The organism is Ruegeria sp. CJ9, assembly GCF_056536625.1.
In genome coordinates, this window is record NZ_JBQFPY010000011.1 from 96889 (window position 1) to 118621 (window position 21733).

Below are 21733 nucleotides of genomic sequence, written 5' to 3' on the forward strand. Positions count from 1 at the left end.
AATACCACGAACCTTAACTGTCTTGAACGAAATTTTCTGACTCTAATCCCGACCGCGCATAAGCAACTCAGACATTGCCACACGGTGAATCCAACATAACGTCGGCTGTGCGGACAAAGCAGACATCACGCGGAATCGCGTTTTGACCCGCTACTCGGACAGCTTTCTGACTTGGGCGTGTTCAAATTTTCTCAAGATCACCCAATACCCAGCCGCTCTCAATCCAGCCGTCAGCAGGTCCGTACAGTCGAAACAGTAAGAAGTACGGTTCCGTCGTTGGTATCCAATTGCTCTCCTGTCCTTCGGGTGCCTCGGGAGCAAAGTAGATGTCATACGACCCATCTTCGTTGACCTGCATTGTTTCTACATCCCGCGACGACAGGCCGACTGGGTTCACATTGCGGATGAAGCTCTTGGTCTCCATCGAGTAGACAATCACGGACCAGAAATCCTCGGCGGGCGTATCTGCAGGGATGTTCAGTTTGTATGTCTGAGTATGGTCGTACATGTCTCCCGCGCTGTCGCGCAGACCAGTGAGATAGAAGGTGCCACCGCCCAGATTCTTGGGCAGATAGGTAATCCAGAAGTAACTTCCACCAGCCCGATCATCGACCAACACTTCGGTATCGGTCTCGTATGGGAAGCCAAGCTCGGCTTGCCCCTCGGCAAAGTCCCAGATCAGCCACTGCGACTTCAAGTCACCGCTTTCGTCGACCCAAAGCGGAACGGTCGCTAAACCGGGCTCAACGAAGTATCGCTGCATGGCGGCATAGGCCAATAGAAGCCCCTCGTTCATAGCATCGATTTGGCGTTCCGTCGGTTCGAAGGGTTTGCCTTTTTCGATCCCAAGATCCTTCAGGAAATTGACCATGATCTTGTCTTGCGGACGGATCGGGTTGTTTTGAATGTAGTCGTTCAGGTCCTGAAAGTAGGTATGATTGTAGTAGGGCAGCGAGTCATACGGAACCTCAGAGGCTTCGTGGTAGGTGTTCGGCGGCGGGTTATCCGCTTCCGATAAGTAATAGACCTTGATCGTCTGCGCATAGTCCGCTGCGTCGGCATCCGTCGCTCCGTTGTATAGCCTCGGGCGGAAAGAGAAGCCGTACTCGTAGGTATCAGTTTCGAAGGGCATATAGCCCGCATCCGTCAGTTCCTGGACCGACATCTCTCCTTCGTAGCCGGGCGGGAGCATCAGGTACTTGCCCCCTTCTCCCTTGTCATGGCCGTCCGGCCCAACATCGACAATTGGCACGTCCCAGGCGTTCACAATCGTTCCAAAGTAGCTGACGTTGTCTGTTGCCGCCGGCACCTCGATCACAAGTGGACCGGGTTCAGATGTCATCGACGACCATGCATAGGCGGTCACGTCGTTCGCTGTCAAAAACCCATGCTTAGAGTCGAAGGGTTTGTTCAGGTAAACGACATCGTTGTAGTCGCCACCGAGGTCACGCCGAATGCCTTTCAGGAAGTCCACCATACCAGCCGCAGGCATTCCCCAGATTGCGGCCTGCGTCGCGCGTTGAACCATGATCGTGTATTCAATGTCCTCGATCTCGGCCGATCTCGCCAGAATATCGCCTGTGTCGTTGAAAGACTGCGAAACGGCTTGTTGACCAGACAGTAGGATTGCGGAAGCTACCGTCAAACAGGGCAGTACAGTTTTCATATTGATACCTCGGCGTTTAATTAAAACCCCTGCAGTCTATGTGCGAATTACTCGGAAGTGCAGTGGCAAACGTCGCCCAAAAAACGTAAAGATTTCTTGCGTCGGCTTCGGGCTTGAACCGGACATTCCCTGCTCCGTCAAAAACGTTCGGTTCGTTAGGGATGGGCAGGTTTGTGTGCTAAAGGCCAGACCTGACTGATACCCAATTTTCTTGGCTATCGGGACGTCGCCAAAAACGTTTCCGGATGCATAATTATATCGAAATGCTGCATCCCCTTTTTCAGATCGAAATTGACCGCATGCCCGGCTTTGCGCAGCAATTCGGCATAATCTCGGCTCTGGCGGACGAATTCGGGGGTATCCCGTTCCGCCACAGTCACATGGTAACGCGGGCCAGGGGCGGGTAGGTGCAGGATAGGGGACAGATCATGTATCTCGACCGGGGTCAGTTGCAGCGGATCGTTTACGGACGTCAGGCTGATCGGCTCCAGATCATAGACGCCGCTAATCAGGATCACCTCGCGCACGCGGAGCCCGGCGCGGGCCAGCGCATCGGCCGAGGTTGCCATGACCATAGCCGCCAATTGCGCCCCGGCGCTGTGGCCCGACAGGGTGATCCGTGACGGATCGAAACCCAGATCAGGCGCATTTGCGGCCAGCCACAGCAGGGCGTCGCGGCATTCGTTGATCATGTCGCCAATCCGCGCCTCGGGGGCCAATGTGTAGTTCAAGGTCGCAAAGGACTGTTCGTCCTCAACCAGTGCCGGGGCCATCATTGCCGACTCGTTCTGACTCAGCGCCTGCCAGTAACCGCCGTGAATAAAGACGTGCAGTGGCGCGCCTGCCCCCTTCGCGGGAAAGAAATCCAAAACCTGCGCCCTACCGTCGCCGTAAGAGACATTCCCGATGACTTCCATCTGTGCCCGGTGCTGCGCGCTGAGCGCGGCGTAGCTGTCCAGATAAGGCGTCAGGTCGCCGCCGATCATCGACCGGGGCGAATATTCCTGCTCTAGCTCTTCCTGCGAAAACCCGCGGTACAGCATCGCTTACTCCTGCTGGGAATACATCAGTTCGGTGCGCATATCGTAAAGATCATGGAAGAACCGCAAATCCAAGGCTTTCCGCAAGAAGGATACACCACTGGACCCGCCGGTGCCCGGCTGGTTGCCTATCACTCGTTCTACCGCGGTGACGTGATCGAAGCGCCAGCGTTGAAACAAGGACTCCACGTCCATCAGTTTCTCGGCTAGCGCATAAAGATCCCAGTATTTGTCCGTGTCGCGATACACCTGCACCCAGATCTTCACGACGCGAGGATCACCAGAGTAGGGCTGGGCAAAGTCGCGATCCAGTAGGTCCTGCGGTACGTCAAATCCCTGCCGGGCCAACATGAACAGAACCTCATCGTATAATGACGGCTTGGTCAGCGCAGCGTTCAGCAGTTCCATGACCTGCGCGTCATGTTCGTGGACTTTTAGGGTCGAGGCGTCCTTGTTGCCCAAAATGAATTCGATCTGGCGATAGCCATAGCTTTGAAAACCGGACGAACTGCCCAATGCCTCGCGAAAGGTCATGTAGTCCGCAGGGGTCATGGTCAGCAACGTCTCCCAGGCGGATATCAGTTGCCGCTGGATGGCCTTGACCCGGTCGAGATTTTTCATCGCAGGGCCGAATTCATCCTGTTGCAGAAATCGGCGCACCTCGACCAGTTGGTGATGCATCAGTTTCAGCCACAGCTCGCTGACCTGATGAATGATGATGAACAGCATCTCATCTGGTTGCGCAGGGTCCTGAAAGGTTTTTTGCAGGTTCAGCAGGGTTTTGAGCTGCAGGAAATCGCCGTAACTCTTGCGATGGGTCTGTGCGAAATCGGTGACCAGAGTGTCCTCGATTCCGCGTTCCAGATACCGATCATCCTTATCGCCCATATGCTCCTCCAAACGACTGGGTTCACCCCTGTTTAGGGGCTGAACCCGCGCAGTACCAGAGCGTCAGGTCCAGTCCAGCACCACTTTGCCTGACCGGCCTGATTTCATCGCGGCAAATCCTTCGGCAAAATCGTCAACTTTCATCTCGTGCGTGATGACACGGCTGACATCCAGACCGTTCTGTAGCATGGCGATCATCTTGTACCAGGTTTCGAACATCTCGCGCCCGTAGACGCCTTTGATGGTGATGGCTTTAAACACGATGCGGGACCAGTCGACCGGGGATTTGCCGGGCGGAATACCCAGCAGAGCGATCTTGCCGCCCATCACCAGCGCCTCGACCATCTGATCCAGCGCGATTTGTGAGCCCGACATTTCCAGCCCTACATCGAACCCTTCTTTCATGCCCAGTTCTGCGATGACGTCCTGCAGGTCTTCTTTGGACACATCCACGGTGCGCACGGTCGGAACCACATGTTCCGCGAGCTTCAGGCGATCGGGGTTGATATCGGTGATCACCACATGGCGCGCGCCAGCATGGCGGGCGACAGCGGCAGCCATGATGCCGATGGGGCCTGCGCCGGTGATCAGAACATCCTCACCCAGCAGATCAAAGCTGAGCGCGGTGTGAACCGCATTGCCCAATGGATCGAGGATGGCGCCGATCTCATCCGGCACGTCCTCGGGCAGGGGCACCACGTTGAAGGCGGGCAGTTTCAGATATTGGGCAAAGGCCCCCTGTTCATTCACGCCAATCCCGCGCGTGCCCGGATCAAGGTGGAACTTTCCCGCCCGGCTTTGACGGCTGTCGGTGGTGATCAGGTGCCCCTCGCCCGAGCAGCGTTGCCCGATCTCAAGACCTGTCACATTGCGCCCAATCTCGACGATCTCGCCCGCAAACTCGTGGCCGGTGATCATTGGAATCGGCACTGTGGCGGCGGCCCAGTCATCCCAGTTCCAGATATGGATGTCGGTGCCGCAGATGCCGGTCTTGTTGACACGGATCAGCACCTCTTCGGGGCTGATTTCGGGCACCGGGGCCTGGACCATCCACAGACCTTCCTCGGGCTTGGATTTCTCCAAAGCTTTCATCGTGTTGGGTCGCATCAGATCACTCCCAATTCTTTGCCAACCTTGCCAAAGGCGGCCAATGCACGGTCCAGTTCGTCTTTCGTCAAGGCTGCATTCATCTGCGTCCTGATCCGCGCTTGTCCGCGCGGGACAACGGGGAAGAAGAAGCCCGAGACATAGAGGCCCTCATCAAACAGACGCGACGCCATGTCCTGCGCCAAAGTGGCCTCGCCCAGCATCACCGGAATGATTGGGTGTTCGCCGGGCAGCAGGTCAAAGCCCAGCTTTTCCAGCCCAGCACGCCAGTATTTCGCGTTGCCGAATAACTGAGCGCGCAGCATTTCGCCCTCTTCGACCAACCGGATCGCCTCAAGACCTGCGGCGACAATCGAGGGTGGCAGCGAGTTTGAGAACAAATAGGGCCGCGCCCGCTGCCGCAGCAGATCGATCACTGGTTGCGGCCCGGCGATATAACCGCCGATTGCCCCCCCAAGTGCCTTGCCCAAGGTTCCCGTTAGAATGTCGACATCGACACCAAAATGATCTGGCGTGCCTGCGCCGTTCGGCCCCATAAAGCCGGTCGCGTGGCAGTCATCGACCATGACGATGGCATCATATTTATCGGCCAGCTCGCGAATTTTCGGCAGGTTGGCCAGGTAACCGTCCATCGAGAACACGCCGTCGGTCGCGATCATGATGTGCCGCGCTCCGTCCTCGCGCGCCTGTTTCAGCCAGGCCTCAAGGTCGTTCATGTCGTTGTTCAGGTAGCGATAGCGTTTCGCTTTGCACAGCCGCACCCCGTCAATGATCGAGGCATGGTTCAGACTGTCCGAAATGATGGCGTCTTCTGGCCCTAACAAGGGCTCAAAGAGCCCGCCATTGGCATCGAAACAAGCCGCAAACAGGATCGCATCGTCCTTGTTCAGGAATTGCGCCAGCTTCTGTTCCAACTCGCGGTGAATGTCCTGGGTGCCGCAGATAAACCGGACCGAGGCCATGCCGAACCCTTTGGGCCGCATCGCGCCCTTGGCGGCGTCGATCAGCGCAGGGTGATCGGCCAGACCCAGATAATTGTTGGCGCACAGGTTTATCACCTGCTTGTCGCCCACAGTAATCTCACCGCCCTGAGGCGAGGTGATCATTCGTTCGCGTTTATACAGACCCTCAGATTCAATCTGCGCAAGGGTGTCCGTGATGTGGGACAGGAATGCATCGGCCATGGCGGTCTCCGGTTTATATGAGTCGCGTATCTAACATAACGGATATGGTTCCCAAATAGGGGAATTCAATATTGCAGAAAAAAATCCACGATAACGGAACATGCGGAGGACCCTGAAAATTGCTTTCGATTCGGAGGCGTCTATTCCGGTTTTGCCACGTTGTCCTGAAACTGTTTGGTTGAATTTGTGTGCGGATAGGGTTCTTCGGGAATGTCGACGCCAAGGAATGTGCACAGTGGTTTCCATCCGCTTCCGGTTTCATAGACCAGCAATCGGTCCTTCGGGACAGTGTCGCGGACTTTTTTGATATGCTTCCGAAACACGCTGATGGCGTGATCCCGATCATTCATCCGGCCGTCGAAGATGCCATGAACGATAAACTTGCTGCACATCTCGGCAATTGCGTTTGCATGATCCGAGTCGTGCCGTCCGCGCATTGTGGTCATGAATGGTCCAATCGTGGCCCATATGCTGTCAAACCAGGCATCAGGGTCGCGCACGCTCAAAATGATTTTAGCATCTGGATAATGATCAGAAAGCTGGCGCCAGTATGCGGCGCCTGGCCAGTCGACTTGCGCGCGATAGCCGTGAAACATGGCATCCCAATCAGCTTGCTCACCATGTGCGGCACGGTTCCAAGCGGGCAGTTGTTCGGGATTGTCCCGCACTTCGAACATGTGGTGACAGGGTCCGAAATTCAGCTGTTCCAAAGCAAGCTTCAGCGAATTCGTCCCAGTGCGGCCGAATCCAGCGCCAATCACTTCCAAAGTCATTTTGGGTAACTCCAATTCGTGTAAATGCCATAAAATAGCACAACACACAGGTATCCCCCAAACTTCGCCCCGGTCGGGGTCAGGCGTTTTTCACAATCAGGAACACTCGCGCGGGACCGTTGGGCGATGCGATCGAGTGCAAGACGTCCGCCGCATACCGCGCTGTATCGCCTTGGTTCAACTCCATTGTGGCCGATCCCGATGTGACGCGAACCGACCCGTCCAAAACCGTCAATTGCTCTTGCGCGCCGCGCGTGTGGGGCTGGCTTTTCAATGCGCCGTCTTTGTCGAACTGAATGTCATAGACTTCATGCCCGCCCGCTTCTTCGGGGGGGGACAGGATGCGAATCCGGCAGTTTTGTCCCATATTGTCGATGCTTGGCACTTCAGAGTTTCGCAGCACTTCGATTTGGTTTGCGGTGCCGGTCTCTTCCAGCAAACCGGCGAAATCCACCTGCAAGGCCCGGGTCAGGTTCCACAGGGTTGAGATGGTGGGGCTGCTTTCCCCCCGTTCAATCTGGCTGACCATCGAGCGGGACACGCCGCTGAGATTAGCCACGGCTTCAAGCGACAGGCCCTTGGCGCGACGTGCCTCTTTCAGGCGGGCGGGAAGGCGTGTCAGGATATCGTCTGTATTCTCCGTCATGACGGAATTTCATGCGCCTTGTATCTGTGGTTGTCAATTCCAACCGTGACGGGACGTCCCATAGGACAGGGCGACGTGGTGTATGCATACTGTGCGCAAATGCACGAGGAGTGATCCATGACTGATATCGTAATTTTGGACGGTGCCCGCACCGCTATTGGAACCTTTGGCGGCGCGCTGGCTTCGACCGCTCCGATCGATCTGGCTACGGTTGTCACCGAAGCCGCGCTGGAACGCTCGGGTGTTGAAGGTGGTCAGATCGGGCATGTGGTGTTCGGCCACGTGATCAATACCGAGCCGCGGGACATGTACCTGTCGCGCGTTGCCGCGATGCATGCGGGGATCCCAAATGGTACACCTGCGATGAACGTGAACCGGCTGTGCGGGTCGGGCGCGCAGGCGATTGTCTCGGCGATGCAGTCCCTGATGCTGGGGGATGCCGAGTTTGCCGTGGCCGGCGGGGCCGAGAGTATGTCGCGCAGCCCTTATATCGTGCCGCAGGCGCGCTGGGGCGCGAAGATGGGCGATGTCACCTCGTTGGATATGATGCTGGGGGCGCTGAATTGCCCGTTTGGCACCGGACATATGGGTGTGACGGCCGAAAACGTTGCAGACGAACACCAGATCACCCGCGAGCAGATGGACCAATTCGCCGTGACCAGTCAGACCCGCGCGGCAGCGGCGATTGAGGCGGGGTATTTCGACAGTCAGATCGCGCCCGTGCAGGTCAAGGTCAAGCGGGACATGGTTGATTTCAAGGTCGATGAACATCCCAAGGCCACCACTGCCGAGACCCTGGCCGGATTGCGACCGGTATTCCAGAAGGACGGGCGCGTGACGGCGGGCAATGCCTCGGGCATCAATGACGGGGCGGCGGCGATGGTATTGGCAACAGCGGACGCGGCCGAGAAAGCCGGATTGAAGCCCAAGGCGCGCGTGCTGGGGTATGCCCATGCGGGTGTTCGCCCCGAGGTTATGGGCATTGGACCGGTTCCGGCGGTGCGGAACCTGATGGAAAAAACCGGCCTTTCGGTGGATGACTTCGATGTGATCGAAAGCAATGAGGCCTTCGCGGCGCAGGCTCTGGCTGTGAATCAGGAACTGGGATTGGACGCGTCGAAGGTTAACCCGAATGGTGGCGCGATTGCCTTGGGTCACCCGGTTGGGGCAACCGGCGCAATCATCACCATGAAAGCGCTGTATGAGCTGGAGCGCGTAGGTGGGGCCAAAGGTCTGGTGACTATGTGCATCGGTGGTGGGCAAGGTATTGCACTGGCTATCGAGCGGCTTTGATTTCGCACCGTGCAGGGGGGCTGTCTGCCCCCTATCGCGCGCAGGCGCGATTCCCCTCGAAGGTATTGTTGGCCAGAAGAAGCAGGCGGTCTGGCTCAGCTGAGCGCGTTGACAATCAGGACAAGCGCAGCACCGGCTGCGGCACCGATTGCGGCAGGTAGGGCCGCGGACCATAGGGATGACTTTTGCGGGTCGTCTTTTTGCGTCTGGGCGATCAGGGCATTTTCAACCAGACCCGGCAATCGTGGGCCAAAGCGGGCCAGAACCATGGCGGTTTTGCCGAAGTCCTGCAGCGCGGCGCGGGGACCGATGGATTGCTTTATGTAATCCTCGACCACGGGGCGGGCGGTTTCCCAAATGTTCATATGTGGGTCGAGCGAGCGTGCGACGCCTTCGACCACAACCATCGTACGCTGCAACAGGATCAGTTCGGTCCGGGTTTCCATGCCAAAGCGCTCGGTGACCTCGAACAGGTAGTTCAACAGGCGGCCCATTGAGATATGCGAGGCGTCCATGCCAAAGATCGGCTCGCCCACCGCTCGCAGCGCGCGGGCAAATTCGTCGACATCCTGGTTGGCGGGGACGTAACCGGCCTCGAAATGCACCTCGGCCACGCGTTTATAGTCGCGGCGGATGAACCCGAACAGAATCTCGGCATAGACCCGACGGGTGTATTCGTCGATGTGACCCATGATGCCGTAATCATAGGCAATGATATCGCCATTTGCGGCGACCTTCAGGTTGCCCTGATGCATATCGGCGTGGAAATAGCCATCACGCAGGGCGTGCAGCAGGAATAGGTGCAGGACCCGCTCTGCCAGATCGCGGCGGTTGTGACCAACCGCATCCAGTGCAGCATTGTCGCCCAACGGTACACCATCCGCCCAGCTGAGCGTCATCACCCGGCGCGCGGACAGTGACCACACAACGGGGGGCAGCCAGAAACCGGCATCGTCCTTGGTATTGGCGGCATATTCCGAGGCAGCGGCGCTTTCCAGTCGCAAGTCCAACTCACCCCGTACAACGCCGTCGAAATGTTCGATCACGTCCATCGGTCGCAGGCGGCGCGCGCCGGGGGCGAACAGGTCGACAATACGGGCGGCGAAATAGAACGCATCGACATCCTTGTGAAAGGCACGCTCGATCCCCGGGCGCAGCACTTTGACGGCGACATATTCGCCAGTGCTGACCAGCCGGGCCTTGTGAACCTGCGCAATCGACGCTGCGGCGATCGGTTCGCTGAATTCCTCAAAAACCTCATCGACGGGCTGGCCAAGTTCCTTTTCCACCTCGGCCATGGCTTCGGCGCGGGAAAAGGGTGGCAGCTTGTCCTGCAACACACGCAATTGGGCGGCCAGTTCTTCGCCCACCACGTCGGGGCGGGTCGAGAGAATCTGACCGAATTTGATATAAGCCGGGCCAAGCGCCGTCAGCGCTCGGGTGGCGGGCGGCATATTGGGATCGCCCTTGTAACCCAGCCATTGAAACGGTTTGCCCAACGCATGCGCCAGAAATCGCAACGCGCGGGGGGCCTCAAAGGCGTCCAGCACCACGTTCATGGCGCCTGTGCGTTCAAACGTGGCGCCTGTACGGATCAGGCGAATGATGTTGTGGGGGCCGCGCATGAATCAGATCTTCCAGCCGGAATGCAGCGCGGCGATGCCCATGCTGAGGTTGCGGTATTTGGCGTTTTCGAATCCAGCGGCACGAACCATGCCCAGAAAGGTTTCCTGATCGGGGAAATTGCGGATCGATTCGACCAGATATTGATAGCTGTCGTAATCATTGGCGATCAGCTTGCCCATGCGGGGAATGACGTTGAAGCTGTACAAGTCATAGAGCTTTTGCAGCCCTTCATTGGGCAACTGGCTGAATTCCAGCACCATCAGGCGTCCACCGGGCTTCAGAACTCGGAAGGCTTCGTTCAAAGCCTCTTGCGGGCGGGTCACGTTCCGGATGCCGAAGGAAATGGTGTAGACGTCAAACGTGTTGTCCTCAAACGGCAGGGCCATCGCATCGCCTACCACCCAGTTCAGGCTGTCGGACATCTGATCGGCCTCGGCGCGCTGACGACCTTCGACCAGCATCGGCTCGGTCAGGTCCAGAACGGTGGCGTGACCGTAACCCGCGCGTTTGAGGAAGCGAAACGAGATATCGCCCGTTCCACCGGCCACATCCAGCAGACGTTGACCAGGGCGCGGGGCCAGCCAGTCCATCATCGCGTCTTTCCAGACCCGGTGGATACCCATCGACATGACATCGTTCATCACGTCGTATTTTGAGGCGACCGAGTTGAACACGCCCTGCACACGACCGGCCTTGTCGGCCTCGCGCACGGTTTCAAACCCGAAATGAGTGGTCTTGTCGCTGTTGTCGGACATAAGCCTTGCCGTTTGTCGAATTTCGTCTCTGTTATAGGGCTCTGGAACCGGGGCACAATGCGGCCCTTTGAATTAGGAGCCATCTAATGCCCGAATTGCCCGAGGTCGAGACAGTAAGACGCGGCCTGAGCCCCGCAATGGAGGGGGTCGTGATCGAACGGGCAGATGTGAATCGCCCCGATTTGCGCTGGCCGTTCCCGGACCGCATGGCCGAGCGGCTGACCGGGCAACGGGTGGATCAGCTGCGGCGGCGGTCGAAGTATATTCTGGCAGATCTCAGCAGCGGTGAAACTTTGTTGATCCATCTGGGTATGTCTGGGCGGATGACAGTATCGGGTGATCCGCTAGGGCAGTTCGTGCATGAGCATCCCATGCCCGAAAAACACGACCACGTGGTGTTTCACATGGCCAATGGCGCGCGTGTGACATTCAACGATCCGCGGCGCTTCGGCGCGATGGACCTGTTGCCCACGGCTACAGCCGAGGATCACAAGCTTTTATCCGTTCTGGGGCCAGAGCCGCTGGGCAATGACTTTCACGAACAGCACCTGATCGAAGCGCTCAAGGGCAAGAATACTCCTGTCAAATCTGCACTGTTGGATCAGGGAATCGTTGCCGGATTGGGCAATATCTATGTTTGCGAGGCCCTTTATCGCGCGGGTGTGTCGCCACGTCGCAAAGCAGGACAAATTTCTGCCGCCCGTGTCGGCGCGCTGGTTCCGATCATTCGGCGGGTACTGCAGGACGCGATCGACGCGGGTGGTTCATCCCTGCGCGATTTCCGCCAAGCCGATGGAGAACTTGGATATTTTCAACACAGCTTTGACGTTTACGGACGCGAAGGCGAACCCTGCAGAACCCAGGGATGCAGTGGGGAAATAAAGAGAATCACTCAGTCCGGTCGCTCATCCTTCTATTGTGCGCAATGCCAAAGATAACTTGATCCAGATAAATCGCGTGATAAGGAATCGTACTTGAACGGAACAACCGGAAGCTTACACCTCATGGCTTTTGAGACGATCATCGTCGAAATCGAAGACCACGTCGCCCTTATCAAGCTCGACAGACCCGATGCGCTGAATGCGCTGAATTCGCAGCTGGCACAGGAACTGTGTATCGCATTGGAAGACGCGGATACCAACGACAAGGTGCGCTGCATCGTCATTACCGGTTCGGACAAGGCGTTCGCGGCCGGCGCGGACATCAAGGAAATGTCCGAGATGAGCTTTGTTGATGTCTACAGTTCAAATCTGTTTGGTGCTCTGAATGACCGTGTTTGCGCGATCCGCAAGCCGATCATTGCAGCCGTTGCTGGCTATGCGCTGGGCGGTGGGTGCGAATTGGCCATGCTGTGCGATTTCGTCATTGCTGCGGATACCGCCAAGTTCGGGCAACCCGAAATCAACCTGGGCGTCATTGCAGGACTGGGTGGTTCGCAGCGCCTGACGCGTTTCGTTGGGAAGTCCAAATCGATGGACATGAACCTGACCGGTCGCTTCATGGATGCCGAAGAGGCCGAGCGTTCGGGTCTTGTCAGCCGGGTCGTACCGGCCAAGAAACTGATGGAAGAGACGATGGGCGCCGCCCAGAAGATCGCTGAGAAATCGCAGCTGAGTGCAATGGCGGCGAAAGAAGCTGTGAACCGCAGCTATGAGTTGCCTCTCAGCGAAGGGATGCTGTTTGAACGTCGCGTGTTCCACTCGATGTTTGCGACAGAAGACCAGAAAGAAGGCATGGCGGCCTTCTTGGAAAAACGCGCGGCTCAGTTCCGCGACAAATAAATTGCGTAAGCGACCGAAACAGGCGGGCTTGGCCCGCCTTTTTTCATGACTGCTATGCAGTGCGAAAGAATCGGCTTGGCAAAGCCTGCAAACTTGGGTAACTAGCGCCGCTATACATGCGCGTGCGGCCCGCTTGGCCCGACTCACACTCGTGATTCTGAACCGGTGCGGATAGTCCGTGACGCGCAACCATTGATAACCGTACCGAATGAAGGTCAGAAACACATGGCAAACTCGCCTCAGGCTAAAAAACGCGCTCGTCAGAACGAAAAGCGTTTTGCTATCAACAAAGCGCGTCGCTCGCGCATCCGTACTTATCTGCGCAAGGTTGAAGAAGCGATTGCTTCTGGTGACAAGGACGCAGCAACCGCAGCTCTGCGTGCCGCTCAGCCCGAACTGATGCGTGGCGTCACAAAAGGCGTCTTTCACAAGAACACCGCTTCGCGGAAAATGTCGCGACTGTCGGCACGCGTGAAAGCACTGGGCTAATCGCTCAGGTTGACCTTGCGTCAACAAAACAAGGTTGAATTGTTCTCAAAGGCGTCACAATGCGTGGCGCCTTTTTGTTGCTGTTGCCGGAAAGTCGCGCCTTCACAAAACCGAGAGATTCTTTCTGCAAAAGACCCGAGTCAATATCAGAGTTTCGTTGCCGTACGCCTTGGCCTCTTGCTACCACTGTTACAGCGATTCACTCGCTTGGGGGGACAGGCTGTTTCGGCGATCTGACTGACGGGCATCAGGACGGTCACGAAACGAATGTTGGCAATCGGTCACGGCTGATTTGCTGATCTGCTAAAGGTCTTGGGGTAACCGAAGATCTGAGCCCTGTCTAAAAATTTGATTGCGAAGCGCAACCCGGTTACGGGGCGCCCGGATTATGGGTGCCTGATTGCTGGGCTGTGCAAACTTTCGGGACAGTCCCGCCAAACCCATGTGGTTTGGCGATGGGTATCCTATTGCGGTGAATGCTTAAGAACCGGGCAACCGGGCCAGATCAATAAGGCCGACAGGCCAATAAAGAATGGGATGCGTGAGGCGCTTGATGACACAAGAGAAATGGGGACAACTGCGTAACAAACTGCTCAAGGCGATCGGCAAGAACAACTATACCACCTGGATCGAGCCTCTTGAATTCCAAGAGCTGCAGGATGGCGTGGCCACGTTCTCGGTTCCGACCAACTTCATGGGCAATTATGTTAGTCAAAACTTTGCGGACTTGATTCTGTACGAGATGAACACCGCAGGGGAATCGGTTCAGCGCCTGGCGTTTCGCGTTGCAGCCAATTCGCCGGTGCGTCCGTCGGGTGATGTAGAATCTGCGCCGTCTGTTGTTCAGGACGCGACTCAGCCGCAGTCCCTGTCACAGCGGGCCGAACCCGCGAATGATGCGCTCGAATCCCTTCAGGCAGCACCACTGGACGCCCGTTTCACCTTTGACAGTTTTGTGGTGGGCAAACCCAACGAGCTGGCCCATGCCGCCGCGCGCCGTGTTTCTGAGGGCGGCCCCGTCACGTTCAACCCGTTGGTTCTGTATGGCGGCGTTGGTTTGGGTAAAACTCACCTGATGCACGCCATCGCGTGGGAGCTGAAAACCAAACGCCCCGAACTGAACGTGCTGTACCTGTCGGCGGAACAGTTCATGTACCGCTTTGTGCAGGCGCTGCGCGAACGTCGGATGATGGACTTCAAACATCTGTTCCGTTCCGTCGATGTGCTGATGGTGGATGATGTGCAGTTCATCGCCGGCAAGGATTCAACTCAAGAAGAGTTCTTTCACACGTTCAACGCGCTGGTTGATCAGAACAAGCAGATCATCATTTCGGCTGACCGCGCGCCGGGCGAGATCAAGGATCTAGAAGATCGCGTGAAGTCGCGCCTGCAATGCGGTCTGGTCGTCGACCTGCACCCCACCGATTACGAACTGCGCCTGGGCATCTTGCAGAACAAGGTGCAGCAATACAGCAGCACCTATCCCGATCTGACCATCGCCGATGGCGTGCTGGAGTTTCTGGCCCACCGTATCTCGACCAACGTGCGCGTGCTGGAGGGTGCCCTGACCCGTCTGTTCGCCTTCGCCTCGCTGGTGGGACGCGAGATCGACATGGAGCTGACGCAGGACTGTCTGGCTGACGTGTTGCGCGCGTCCGAGCGCAAGATTACTGTTGAAGAGATTCAGCGCAAAGTGTCGGACTATTACAACATCCGTCTGTCCGACATCATCGGCCCCAAGCGCCTGCGGTCTTATGCCCGTCCGCGACAGGTGGCGATGTATCTGTGCAAGCAGTTGACCAGCCGATCCCTGCCCGAGATCGGGCGTCGCTTTGGTGGTCGCGATCACACCACCGTCATGCACGGCGTCAAACGCATTGAAGAATTGAAAGTCACCGACGGCCAGATCGCCGAAGATGTGGAAATGCTGCGCCGGTCGCTGGAAGCCTAAGGGTCATCCTATCATTCAAGAAACGCCCCGGACCCTCACGCCCGGGGCGTTTTCTTGTGCGCTTAAATCCACGGTTGAATAGGAACTGTGCCCGACCGGCCACGCGCCCCTTGACCCTTTGGCCGTTCCGACCCAGAAAACCATAAAAAATCCTTGTGCCTCAGGGTGGAACCGCTAACGTGCCAGTCCCGCCTGTTTTCGGCACGCAAGTCAGAGGAATTGAGGGTATGAAGATCAGCATCGAACGCGGCACCCTTCTTAAGGCCGTTTCGCAGGCCCAATCTGTTGTAGAGCGCCGGAACACTATTCCCATCCTTGCCAACGTGCTGATCGAGGCCGAAGGCGATCAGGCCCTGTTTCGCGCCACCGATCTGGATATCGAAGTGGTCGACAAAGCCCCGGCGCAGGTTGAAAAGGCGGGTGCCACAACCGTTGCGGCGACAACCCTGCATGAGATTGTGCGCAAGTTGCCCGACGGGGCGCTGGTGACACTGACTGCTGACAGCGCGGCGGGTCGTCTGACGGTCGAAGCGGGCCGGTCGAACTTTTCACTGGCGACGCTGCCGAAAGAGGATTTCCCGGTGATGGCGTCCTCAGAATATCAGTCGAACTTTACCGCTTCGGCAGCACTGTTGCGACGGCTGTTCGACAAATCGAAATTCGCCATCTCGACCGAAGAGACCCGGTACTACCTGAATGGTGTCTACATGCATGTGGCTGACGGGTCCGAAGGCGGCAAGGTGCTGCGCTGTGTGGCCACCGATGGCCACCGTCTGGCTCGCATTGATGCAGATTTGCCGGATGGTGCCGCAGACATGCCGGGCGTGATCGTGCCGCGCAAAACCGTGGGTGAGCTGCGCAAGCTGCTGGACGATGATGAGATGGATATCGCCGTCTCGGTCAGCGAAACCAAGGTGCGTTTCGCAACGCCCGATATCACACTGACCTCAAAAGTGATCGACGGCACCTTCCCCGACTACACCCGCGTGATTCCGCAGGGCAATACGCGTCAGCTGGAAGTGGACGCTGCTGAATTCGCGCAGGCCGTGGATCGGGTTGCTACCGTTTCGTCGGAACGCTCACGCGCTGTGAAACTGCAACTGGATGCGGACAAGCTGGTTCTGTCGGTCAACGCCCCCGATAGTGGTGCCGCCGAAGAAGAATTGGCCGTGGCCTACGGCGACGAACGGCTCGAGATCGGCTTCAACGCCAAATACCTGCTTGAGATCGCCAGCCAGGTGGATCGTGAAAACGCCGTGTTCCTGTTCAACTCAGCCGGTGATCCGACCCTGATGCGGGAAGGCAATGATCTAAGCGCAGTCTATGTTGTCATGCCGATGCGCGTCTGATCGACCCCGCGGGGTGTTTTTTAACGAAAGGGATGGGTCATGAGTTTGGCCCTGACCGAACTTACGGTCTCGCATTTCCGGTCCCACAAGCTAGTGCGGTTGTCCTTGGATGGGCGGCCGGTGGCGATACATGGACCGAACGGGGCGGGCAAAACCAACATTCTTGAGGCAGTGTCGCTGTTTTCCCCCGGTCGCGGTATGCGCCGGGCCAGCGCGGCCGAGATGACCCGGCGACCTGAGGCGCTGGGCTGGAAGCTGTCCGGCCTGTTGCAAGCACAGGGCCGGAATTACGAGATCGAGACCTGGTCCGAAAGTGGCGCGGCGCGGCAGGTTCGGATCGATGGCAAAGCGTCCAATCAGATAGATCTGGGTAAACTGGCGCGGGTGGTTTGGCTGATCCCCTCGATGGACCGGCTGTGGATCGAAGGGGCTGAGGGGCGGCGCCGCTTTCTGGATCGGATTGCGCTGAGTTTCGACCCCGCCCATGCCGAGGCCTCGCTGACCTATGAAAAATCCATGCGTGAACGCAACCGCCTGCTGAAAGAGCAGGTGCGCGATGCCCATTGGTATGCAGCGCTCGAAGGGCAGATGGCCGAGACCGGCCATAGAATACACTCCGCGCGGCTGGCCGCGTTGGAACATCTGCGAAGGGCGCAGGAACAGGCGGAAACGGCGTTTCCGTCCGCTGATCTGGAATTGGTGCAAACCGAAGGCGCGATGCCCGAGGCAGCTGAGGATTTGCGCGAGGCCTTGAATGAAAGCCGTTTCCGCGATTTGGCTGCAGGGCGCACATTGGTCGGGCCGCATCGGTCGGACCTGTATGGTGTGTTTGCCGCCAAAGGTGTGCCAGCCAAAGATTGCTCGACCGGAGAGCAAAAGGCGCTGTTGGTGTCGCTGATCCTGTCAAACGCGCGGGCGCTGGCCGGGATGGTTGGCGCGCCTCCGATCGTGTTGCTGGATGAGGTGGCCGCCCATCTGGATGCGGGGCGACGGGCGGCGCTGTATAATGAGATTTGCGCGCTGGGCGCTCAGGCCTGGATGACGGGCACCGGGCCTGAGCTGTTTGCGGAACTGGGCGACCGGGCCCAGACGTTGATCGTGAGTGATGGCCTTGAGGGCTCGGTCGTTTCCGCTTAGGCGGGTTCGCTGACTTTGCGTTCCCACAGGAAGCCGCGCATGACCTCGTCAACCGGCGTTTGTGCCATGTGGTTGACGTAGTTCGACATGGTTTTCTGCGCCAGACCCAGCACCACGTCCAATACAGCGCGGTGCGAGTAGCCTGCATCAAAGAACGCCTGCAGCTGTTCCTCGGACGGGTTGCCCCGGGTTTCCATCATTTGCAGGGTGAACGTGCGCAGCGCCTCAAGCTTGGCATTGGGCAGCGGGGTTTCGTTGCGCAGGGCCTCGGTGATCTCGTCCGAGACCTTCATCATCTTGGCAATGCCGGTATGCGCTGGCACGCAGTAATGGCATTCGTTTTCCACGTTGATGGTCTGCCAGACGACGGTTTTTTCGTCATTGTCGAAATCTGTCTGCACGAACAGATGGTGCAGCACCTGATAGCCTTCCAAATGCTGGGGGCTTTCGGCCATCACTTTGTGCAAACCGGGCAGGCGGCCAAACGCGGCCTGAGATTTTTCCAGCAATGGTTTGGAACCTTCAGGGGCGGATTCGAGGTCGTGTGAAGGGAAGTTGGCCATTTGGGAATTCCTTTTTTCTGGCGGCTGAGTCCGAAATAGCCTTTCTTGAGCGGTCGCTCAAGTATATATTTGAGCAACCGTTCAAGAATTGGTGAATATGATGCCCCGCAAACCTGCCTATGACCGAGATACCCTGATCGCTCAGGCCCGAGATATATTCTGGCGTCACGGTTGGGCCGGAACATCGTTGAAGGACCTAGAGCGTGAGTTGAAGTTGAAGCCAGGCAGCTTTTATGCGGCGTTTGGTTCGAAAGATGCGCTTTATGCGCTGGCAATGGAACGCTATGCGCAGGATGGCGTCGCCAATATGATGGCCTTGGCGCAGGATCTGGGCCCCTTAGAGGCGCTCAAGGCCCAGCCGCGACTGGTGGTCGAGGCGTCTGTGTTGCCTACCAAGGCTTGCATGTTGTCCAAAACCTATGCCGAATTGCAGGCGCGCGGCCATGAATTGGCAGGCCAGGCCCGCACCCACATGATCGCAATGAAGACCTGTTTTGCAGACCTGTTTCAACGCGCGCAAAAGGCCGGTGAGATCGGTTCGGAACATGACCCGGAGCGTCTTGCCGCGCGGTATCAATCCGACCTTCTGGGCCTGCGATTGTCGGCCGAGCGGGATGATGTGAACGCAGCGGAAATTGCCGCAGATATCGCGGCCGACCTTGATCGGCTTTGATCCGCAAATCAAGGTCATCCAAACCACAAAATCTTGGGGGAGCGCGTGACATTCCCCACCAGAAAACGTATAAGTTACCAAAATAATATAGGTACTGACTGAATGTCCGACGACGCACAGGCACCCCAGGAATACGGTGCTGATTCCATTAAAGTTCTCAAAGGCTTAGAGGCGGTTCGCAAACGTCCGGGCATGTATATCGGCGACACGGACGATGGCTCGGGTTTGCACCACATGGTCTATGAGGTTGTCGACAATGGTATTGACGAGGCGTTGGCCGGTCATGCTGACCATGTGACAGTGAAAATTCACGCCGATTCCAGCGTCTCGGTCAGCGACAACGGGCGTGGTATTCCGGTGGATATTCACCCCGAAGAAGGTGTCTCGGCGGCTGAGGTCATCATGACGCAGCTGCACGCGGGCGGTAAGTTCGACAGCAACTCGTACAAGGTGTCGGGCGGTCTGCACGGTGTGGGCGTTTCGGTTGTGAATGCCCTGTCCAATTGGCTGGAACTGCGTGTCTGGCGAAATGGCAAAGAGCATGTCGCCCGGTTCGAAGGCGGCGAAACGGTCGAGCACCTGAAAGTAGTCGAGGAGTGTGGCGACCGCACCGGAACTGAGGTGCGGTTCCTGGCCTCGACCGACACGTTCTCGAATCTGGAATACTCGTTTGAAACGCTGGAAAAACGCCTGCGCGAGCTGGCCTTCCTGAACTCGGGCGTGCGCATCATCCTGATCGACGAGCGCCCGGCGGAACGGTTGGAAACCGAGCTGTTCTATGAGGGTGGCGTTAAGGAGTTCGTCAAGTATCTGGACCGCTCGAAATCGGCGGCGATGCCAGAGCCCATTTATATCAAAGGCGAACGCGACGATATCGGCGTGGAAATCGCTATGTGGTGGAATGACAGCTATCACGAGACGGTCCTGCCCTTCACCAACAACATCCCGCAGCGCGATGGCGGCACCCATGTTGCCGGTTTCCGGGGTGCGTTGACCCGCACGATCAACAACTATGCGCAATCCAGCGGGATCGCGAAAAAGGAAAAGGTCAGCTTTACCGGCGATGACGCGCGCGAAGGTCTGACCTGTGTGTTGTCCGTCAAAGTGCCCGATCCGAAGTTCTCGTCCCAGACCAAAGACAAGCTGGTGTCGTCCGAGGTGCGCCCAGCGGTTGAAGGTCTGATGAACGAAAAGCTGGCAGAGTGGTTCGAAGAGAACCCGAACGAGGCCAAGACCATTGTCGGCAAAATCATCGAGGCTGCTCTGGCGCGTGAGGCCGCGCGCAAGGCACGCGAACTGACCCGCCGCAAAACGGCGATGGACGTGAATTACCTAGCCGGCAAGCTGAAGGACTGCTCCGAGAAGGACCCATCAAAGACCGAAGTTTTCCTAGTCGAGGGGGACTCGGCTGGCGGATCAGCTCAAACAGGTCGGGATCGTCTGACCCAAGCGGTGTTGCCGTTGCGCGGGAAAATCCTGAACGTGGAACGGGCGCGGTTTGACCGGATGCTGTCTTCGCAAGAAATCGGCAACCTTGTCATGGCGCTGGGCACCGGTATTGGCCGCGATGAGTTCAACATCGAAAAGCTGCGCTACCACAAGATCGTCATCATGACCGATGCGGATGTTGACGGCGCGCATATCCGGACGCTGCTGCTGACCTTCTTCTATCGGCAGATGCCGGAACTGATCGAAGGCGGATACCTCTATATTGCGCAGCCGCCGCTTTACAAAGTTTCACGCGGTAAATCAGAGGTTTACCTGAAAGACCAAGCCGCTCTGGATGACTACTTGATCAATCAGGGCGTTGAAGGGGCCGTGCTGAAACTGGGCTCGGGTGAAGAGATCATCGGACAGGACTTGACCCGTGTGGTCGATGAGGCGCGTCAATTGAAACGCGTATTGGACGCATTCCCGACCCATTATCCGCGCCACATTCTGGAACAGGCCGCCGTTGCCGGTGCCTTTGTGCCGGGTGCCGTGGATGCTGACCTGCAGGGTGTGGCCGACAAAGTTGCCGCCCGTTTGGACCTGATTGCGCTGGAATACGAACGCGGCTGGCAAGGTCGGATCACGCAGGATCACGGCATCCGTCTGGCCCGTATCCTGCGCGGTGTTGAAGAGGTCCGCACGCTGGACGGCCCCATGCTGCGCTCGGGCGAGGCCCGCAAAACCGGCAGCTTTACCCAAAGCCTACAAGAGATCTACAACACCCCCGCCACCCTCATCCGTCGCGACCGTAGCCAGATGATCCACGGCCCGCTGGACTTGTTGCGGGCCATTCTGGAAGAGGGTGAAAAGGGTCTATCGCTGCAACGCTACAAAGGGTTGGGAGAGATGAACCCCGACCAGCTATGGGAAACCACGCTGGACCCGGACGCACGGACTCTGCTGCAGGTGCGGGTGGACGATATGGTCGAGGCAGATGACCTGTTCACCAAGCTGATGGGCGACGTGGTGGAGCCGCGCCGTGAATTCATCCAACAAAACGCGCTGAGCGTCGAGAATCTGGATTTCTAAGTCTCTGTAGGTTTGCGTATAACACTTCGCGCACCCTATAAGTTTGCGTAGTTTGCCCATAGTTTTGCGCTCCGCGCTTGTCCGCTTTAGCGGTGAATTCAATCAGTTTTGACGTAGTCGTTGCGTTTATGGCGCTTTGCGGGGCTCAACCCCGCAAAGGGTCTCCCTAATGCTGCGCGTTCAACGAAGGTCAGCTTGACGAGGCAAAGCGCCAAAACGTTTGCCAGACGAAATTTGAACATAGGCGCGAAGCCATCCTCATGCTAATTTTAGAGAGGATTTGTAGGGCGGG

At 57.6% G+C, this 21733-nt stretch carries 19 protein-coding genes; 9 read left to right on the forward strand and 10 right to left on the reverse strand.

What is annotated here, in order from left to right; translation table 11 throughout:
* Nucleotides 1-181: 181 nt before the first annotated feature.
* The 7 genes from ACR0AJ_RS18970 to ACR0AJ_RS19000 form a co-directional block, all read right to left on the reverse strand.
* Nucleotides 182-1666 carry a DUF1214 domain-containing protein gene (locus tag ACR0AJ_RS18970; protein WP_170351917.1) on the reverse strand — a complete coding sequence of 495 codons (1485 nt, stop codon included), beginning with the start codon at nucleotides 1664-1666 and terminating at the stop codon, nucleotides 182-184.
* Between the two features lie 215 nt (nucleotides 1667-1881).
* On the reverse strand, nucleotides 1882-2709 hold the full coding sequence (locus ACR0AJ_RS18975) for an alpha/beta hydrolase (RefSeq protein ID WP_170351918.1): 828 nt from the start codon (nucleotides 2707-2709) through the stop codon (nucleotides 1882-1884).
* A 3-nt stretch (nucleotides 2710-2712) separates the two neighbouring features.
* Nucleotides 2713-3594 carry a tryptophan 2,3-dioxygenase gene (locus ACR0AJ_RS18980; RefSeq protein WP_480649193.1) on the reverse strand — a complete coding sequence of 294 codons (882 nt, stop codon included), beginning with the start codon at nucleotides 3592-3594 and terminating at the stop codon, nucleotides 2713-2715.
* A 63-nt stretch (nucleotides 3595-3657) separates the two neighbouring features.
* Entirely contained in the window at nucleotides 3658-4686 is a 1029-nt protein-coding gene (gene tdh, locus ACR0AJ_RS18985; RefSeq protein WP_170351947.1) for an L-threonine 3-dehydrogenase, read from the reverse strand.
* 14 nt (nucleotides 4687-4700) lie between these two features.
* Entirely contained in the window at nucleotides 4701-5885 is a 1185-nt protein-coding gene (locus ACR0AJ_RS18990; RefSeq protein WP_170399520.1) for a glycine C-acetyltransferase, read from the reverse strand.
* A gap of 140 nt (nucleotides 5886-6025) precedes the next feature.
* Nucleotides 6026-6658 (reverse strand): sulfotransferase family protein, encoded by a 633-nt coding sequence (locus tag ACR0AJ_RS18995; RefSeq protein WP_170351921.1) that lies wholly within the window; start codon nucleotides 6656-6658, stop codon nucleotides 6026-6028.
* Between the two features lie 79 nt (nucleotides 6659-6737).
* The gene (locus ACR0AJ_RS19000; protein WP_170351922.1) at nucleotides 6738-7304 is read right to left on the reverse strand and encodes a helix-turn-helix domain-containing protein; all 567 of its coding nucleotides are present in this window, start codon (nucleotides 7302-7304) and stop codon (nucleotides 6738-6740) included.
* A gap of 117 nt (nucleotides 7305-7421) precedes the next feature.
* Here ACR0AJ_RS19000 and ACR0AJ_RS19005 point away from each other — a divergent pair, with 117 nt between their 5' ends.
* On the forward strand, nucleotides 7422-8597 hold the full coding sequence (locus tag ACR0AJ_RS19005; protein ID WP_170351923.1) for an acetyl-CoA C-acyltransferase family protein: 1176 nt from the start codon (nucleotides 7422-7424) through the stop codon (nucleotides 8595-8597).
* Between the two features lie 95 nt (nucleotides 8598-8692).
* On the opposite strand, the gene ubiB is transcribed toward ACR0AJ_RS19005, so the two are convergent.
* Both ubiB and ubiE read right to left on the reverse strand, forming a co-directional pair.
* Nucleotides 8693-10222 carry a 2-polyprenylphenol 6-hydroxylase gene (gene ubiB / locus ACR0AJ_RS19010; protein ID WP_170351924.1) on the reverse strand — a complete coding sequence of 510 codons (1530 nt, stop codon included), beginning with the start codon at nucleotides 10220-10222 and terminating at the stop codon, nucleotides 8693-8695.
* Between the two features lie 3 nt (nucleotides 10223-10225).
* Nucleotides 10226-10978, reverse strand: a complete 753-nt coding sequence (gene ubiE, locus ACR0AJ_RS19015) for a bifunctional demethylmenaquinone methyltransferase/2-methoxy-6-polyprenyl-1,4-benzoquinol methylase UbiE (protein WP_170351925.1) — start codon at nucleotides 10976-10978, stop codon at nucleotides 10226-10228.
* Between the two features lie 86 nt (nucleotides 10979-11064).
* Here ubiE and mutM point away from each other — a divergent pair, with 86 nt between their 5' ends.
* The 6 genes from mutM (at nucleotide 11065) to recF (ending at nucleotide 17685) form a co-directional block, all read left to right on the forward strand.
* On the forward strand, nucleotides 11065-11916 hold the full coding sequence (gene mutM, locus ACR0AJ_RS19020; RefSeq protein WP_170361911.1) for a bifunctional DNA-formamidopyrimidine glycosylase/DNA-(apurinic or apyrimidinic site) lyase: 852 nt from the start codon (nucleotides 11065-11067) through the stop codon (nucleotides 11914-11916).
* Nucleotides 11917-11982: 66 nt separating this feature from the next.
* Nucleotides 11983-12759, forward strand: coding sequence for an enoyl-CoA hydratase (locus ACR0AJ_RS19025; RefSeq protein WP_480649197.1), 777 nt, complete (start codon nucleotides 11983-11985; stop codon nucleotides 12757-12759).
* 225 nt (nucleotides 12760-12984) lie between these two features.
* Entirely contained in the window at nucleotides 12985-13248 is a 264-nt protein-coding gene (rpsT, locus tag ACR0AJ_RS19030; protein ID WP_170351928.1) for a 30S ribosomal protein S20, read from the forward strand.
* Between the two features lie 553 nt (nucleotides 13249-13801).
* Nucleotides 13802-15199, forward strand: a complete 1398-nt coding sequence (gene dnaA / locus ACR0AJ_RS19035) for a chromosomal replication initiator protein DnaA (RefSeq protein ID WP_170351929.1) — start codon at nucleotides 13802-13804, stop codon at nucleotides 15197-15199.
* A 227-nt stretch (nucleotides 15200-15426) separates the two neighbouring features.
* Nucleotides 15427-16548: a DNA polymerase III subunit beta gene (gene dnaN, locus ACR0AJ_RS19040; protein ID WP_170351930.1), complete on the forward strand. Its 1122-nt coding sequence runs from the start codon at nucleotides 15427-15429 to the stop codon at nucleotides 16546-16548.
* Between the two features lie 39 nt (nucleotides 16549-16587).
* Entirely contained in the window at nucleotides 16588-17685 is a 1098-nt protein-coding gene (gene recF / locus ACR0AJ_RS19045) for a DNA replication/repair protein RecF (RefSeq protein ID WP_170351931.1), read from the forward strand.
* Here the strand turns inward: recF and ACR0AJ_RS19050 are convergent.
* Nucleotides 17682-18248, reverse strand: a complete 567-nt coding sequence (locus ACR0AJ_RS19050) for a carboxymuconolactone decarboxylase family protein (RefSeq protein ID WP_170351932.1) — start codon at nucleotides 18246-18248, stop codon at nucleotides 17682-17684. The genes recF and ACR0AJ_RS19050 overlap by 4 nt on opposite strands.
* A 100-nt stretch (nucleotides 18249-18348) precedes the next feature.
* Between ACR0AJ_RS19050 and ACR0AJ_RS19055 the strand changes: the two genes are divergently transcribed.
* The gene (locus ACR0AJ_RS19055; protein WP_170351933.1) at nucleotides 18349-18921 is read left to right on the forward strand and encodes a TetR/AcrR family transcriptional regulator; all 573 of its coding nucleotides are present in this window, start codon (nucleotides 18349-18351) and stop codon (nucleotides 18919-18921) included.
* 102 nt (nucleotides 18922-19023) lie between these two features.
* Nucleotides 19024-21441 carry a DNA topoisomerase (ATP-hydrolyzing) subunit B gene (gene gyrB, locus ACR0AJ_RS19060; RefSeq protein ID WP_170351934.1) on the forward strand — a complete coding sequence of 806 codons (2418 nt, stop codon included), beginning with the start codon at nucleotides 19024-19026 and terminating at the stop codon, nucleotides 21439-21441.
* Nucleotides 21442-21733: the final 292 nt, after the last annotated feature.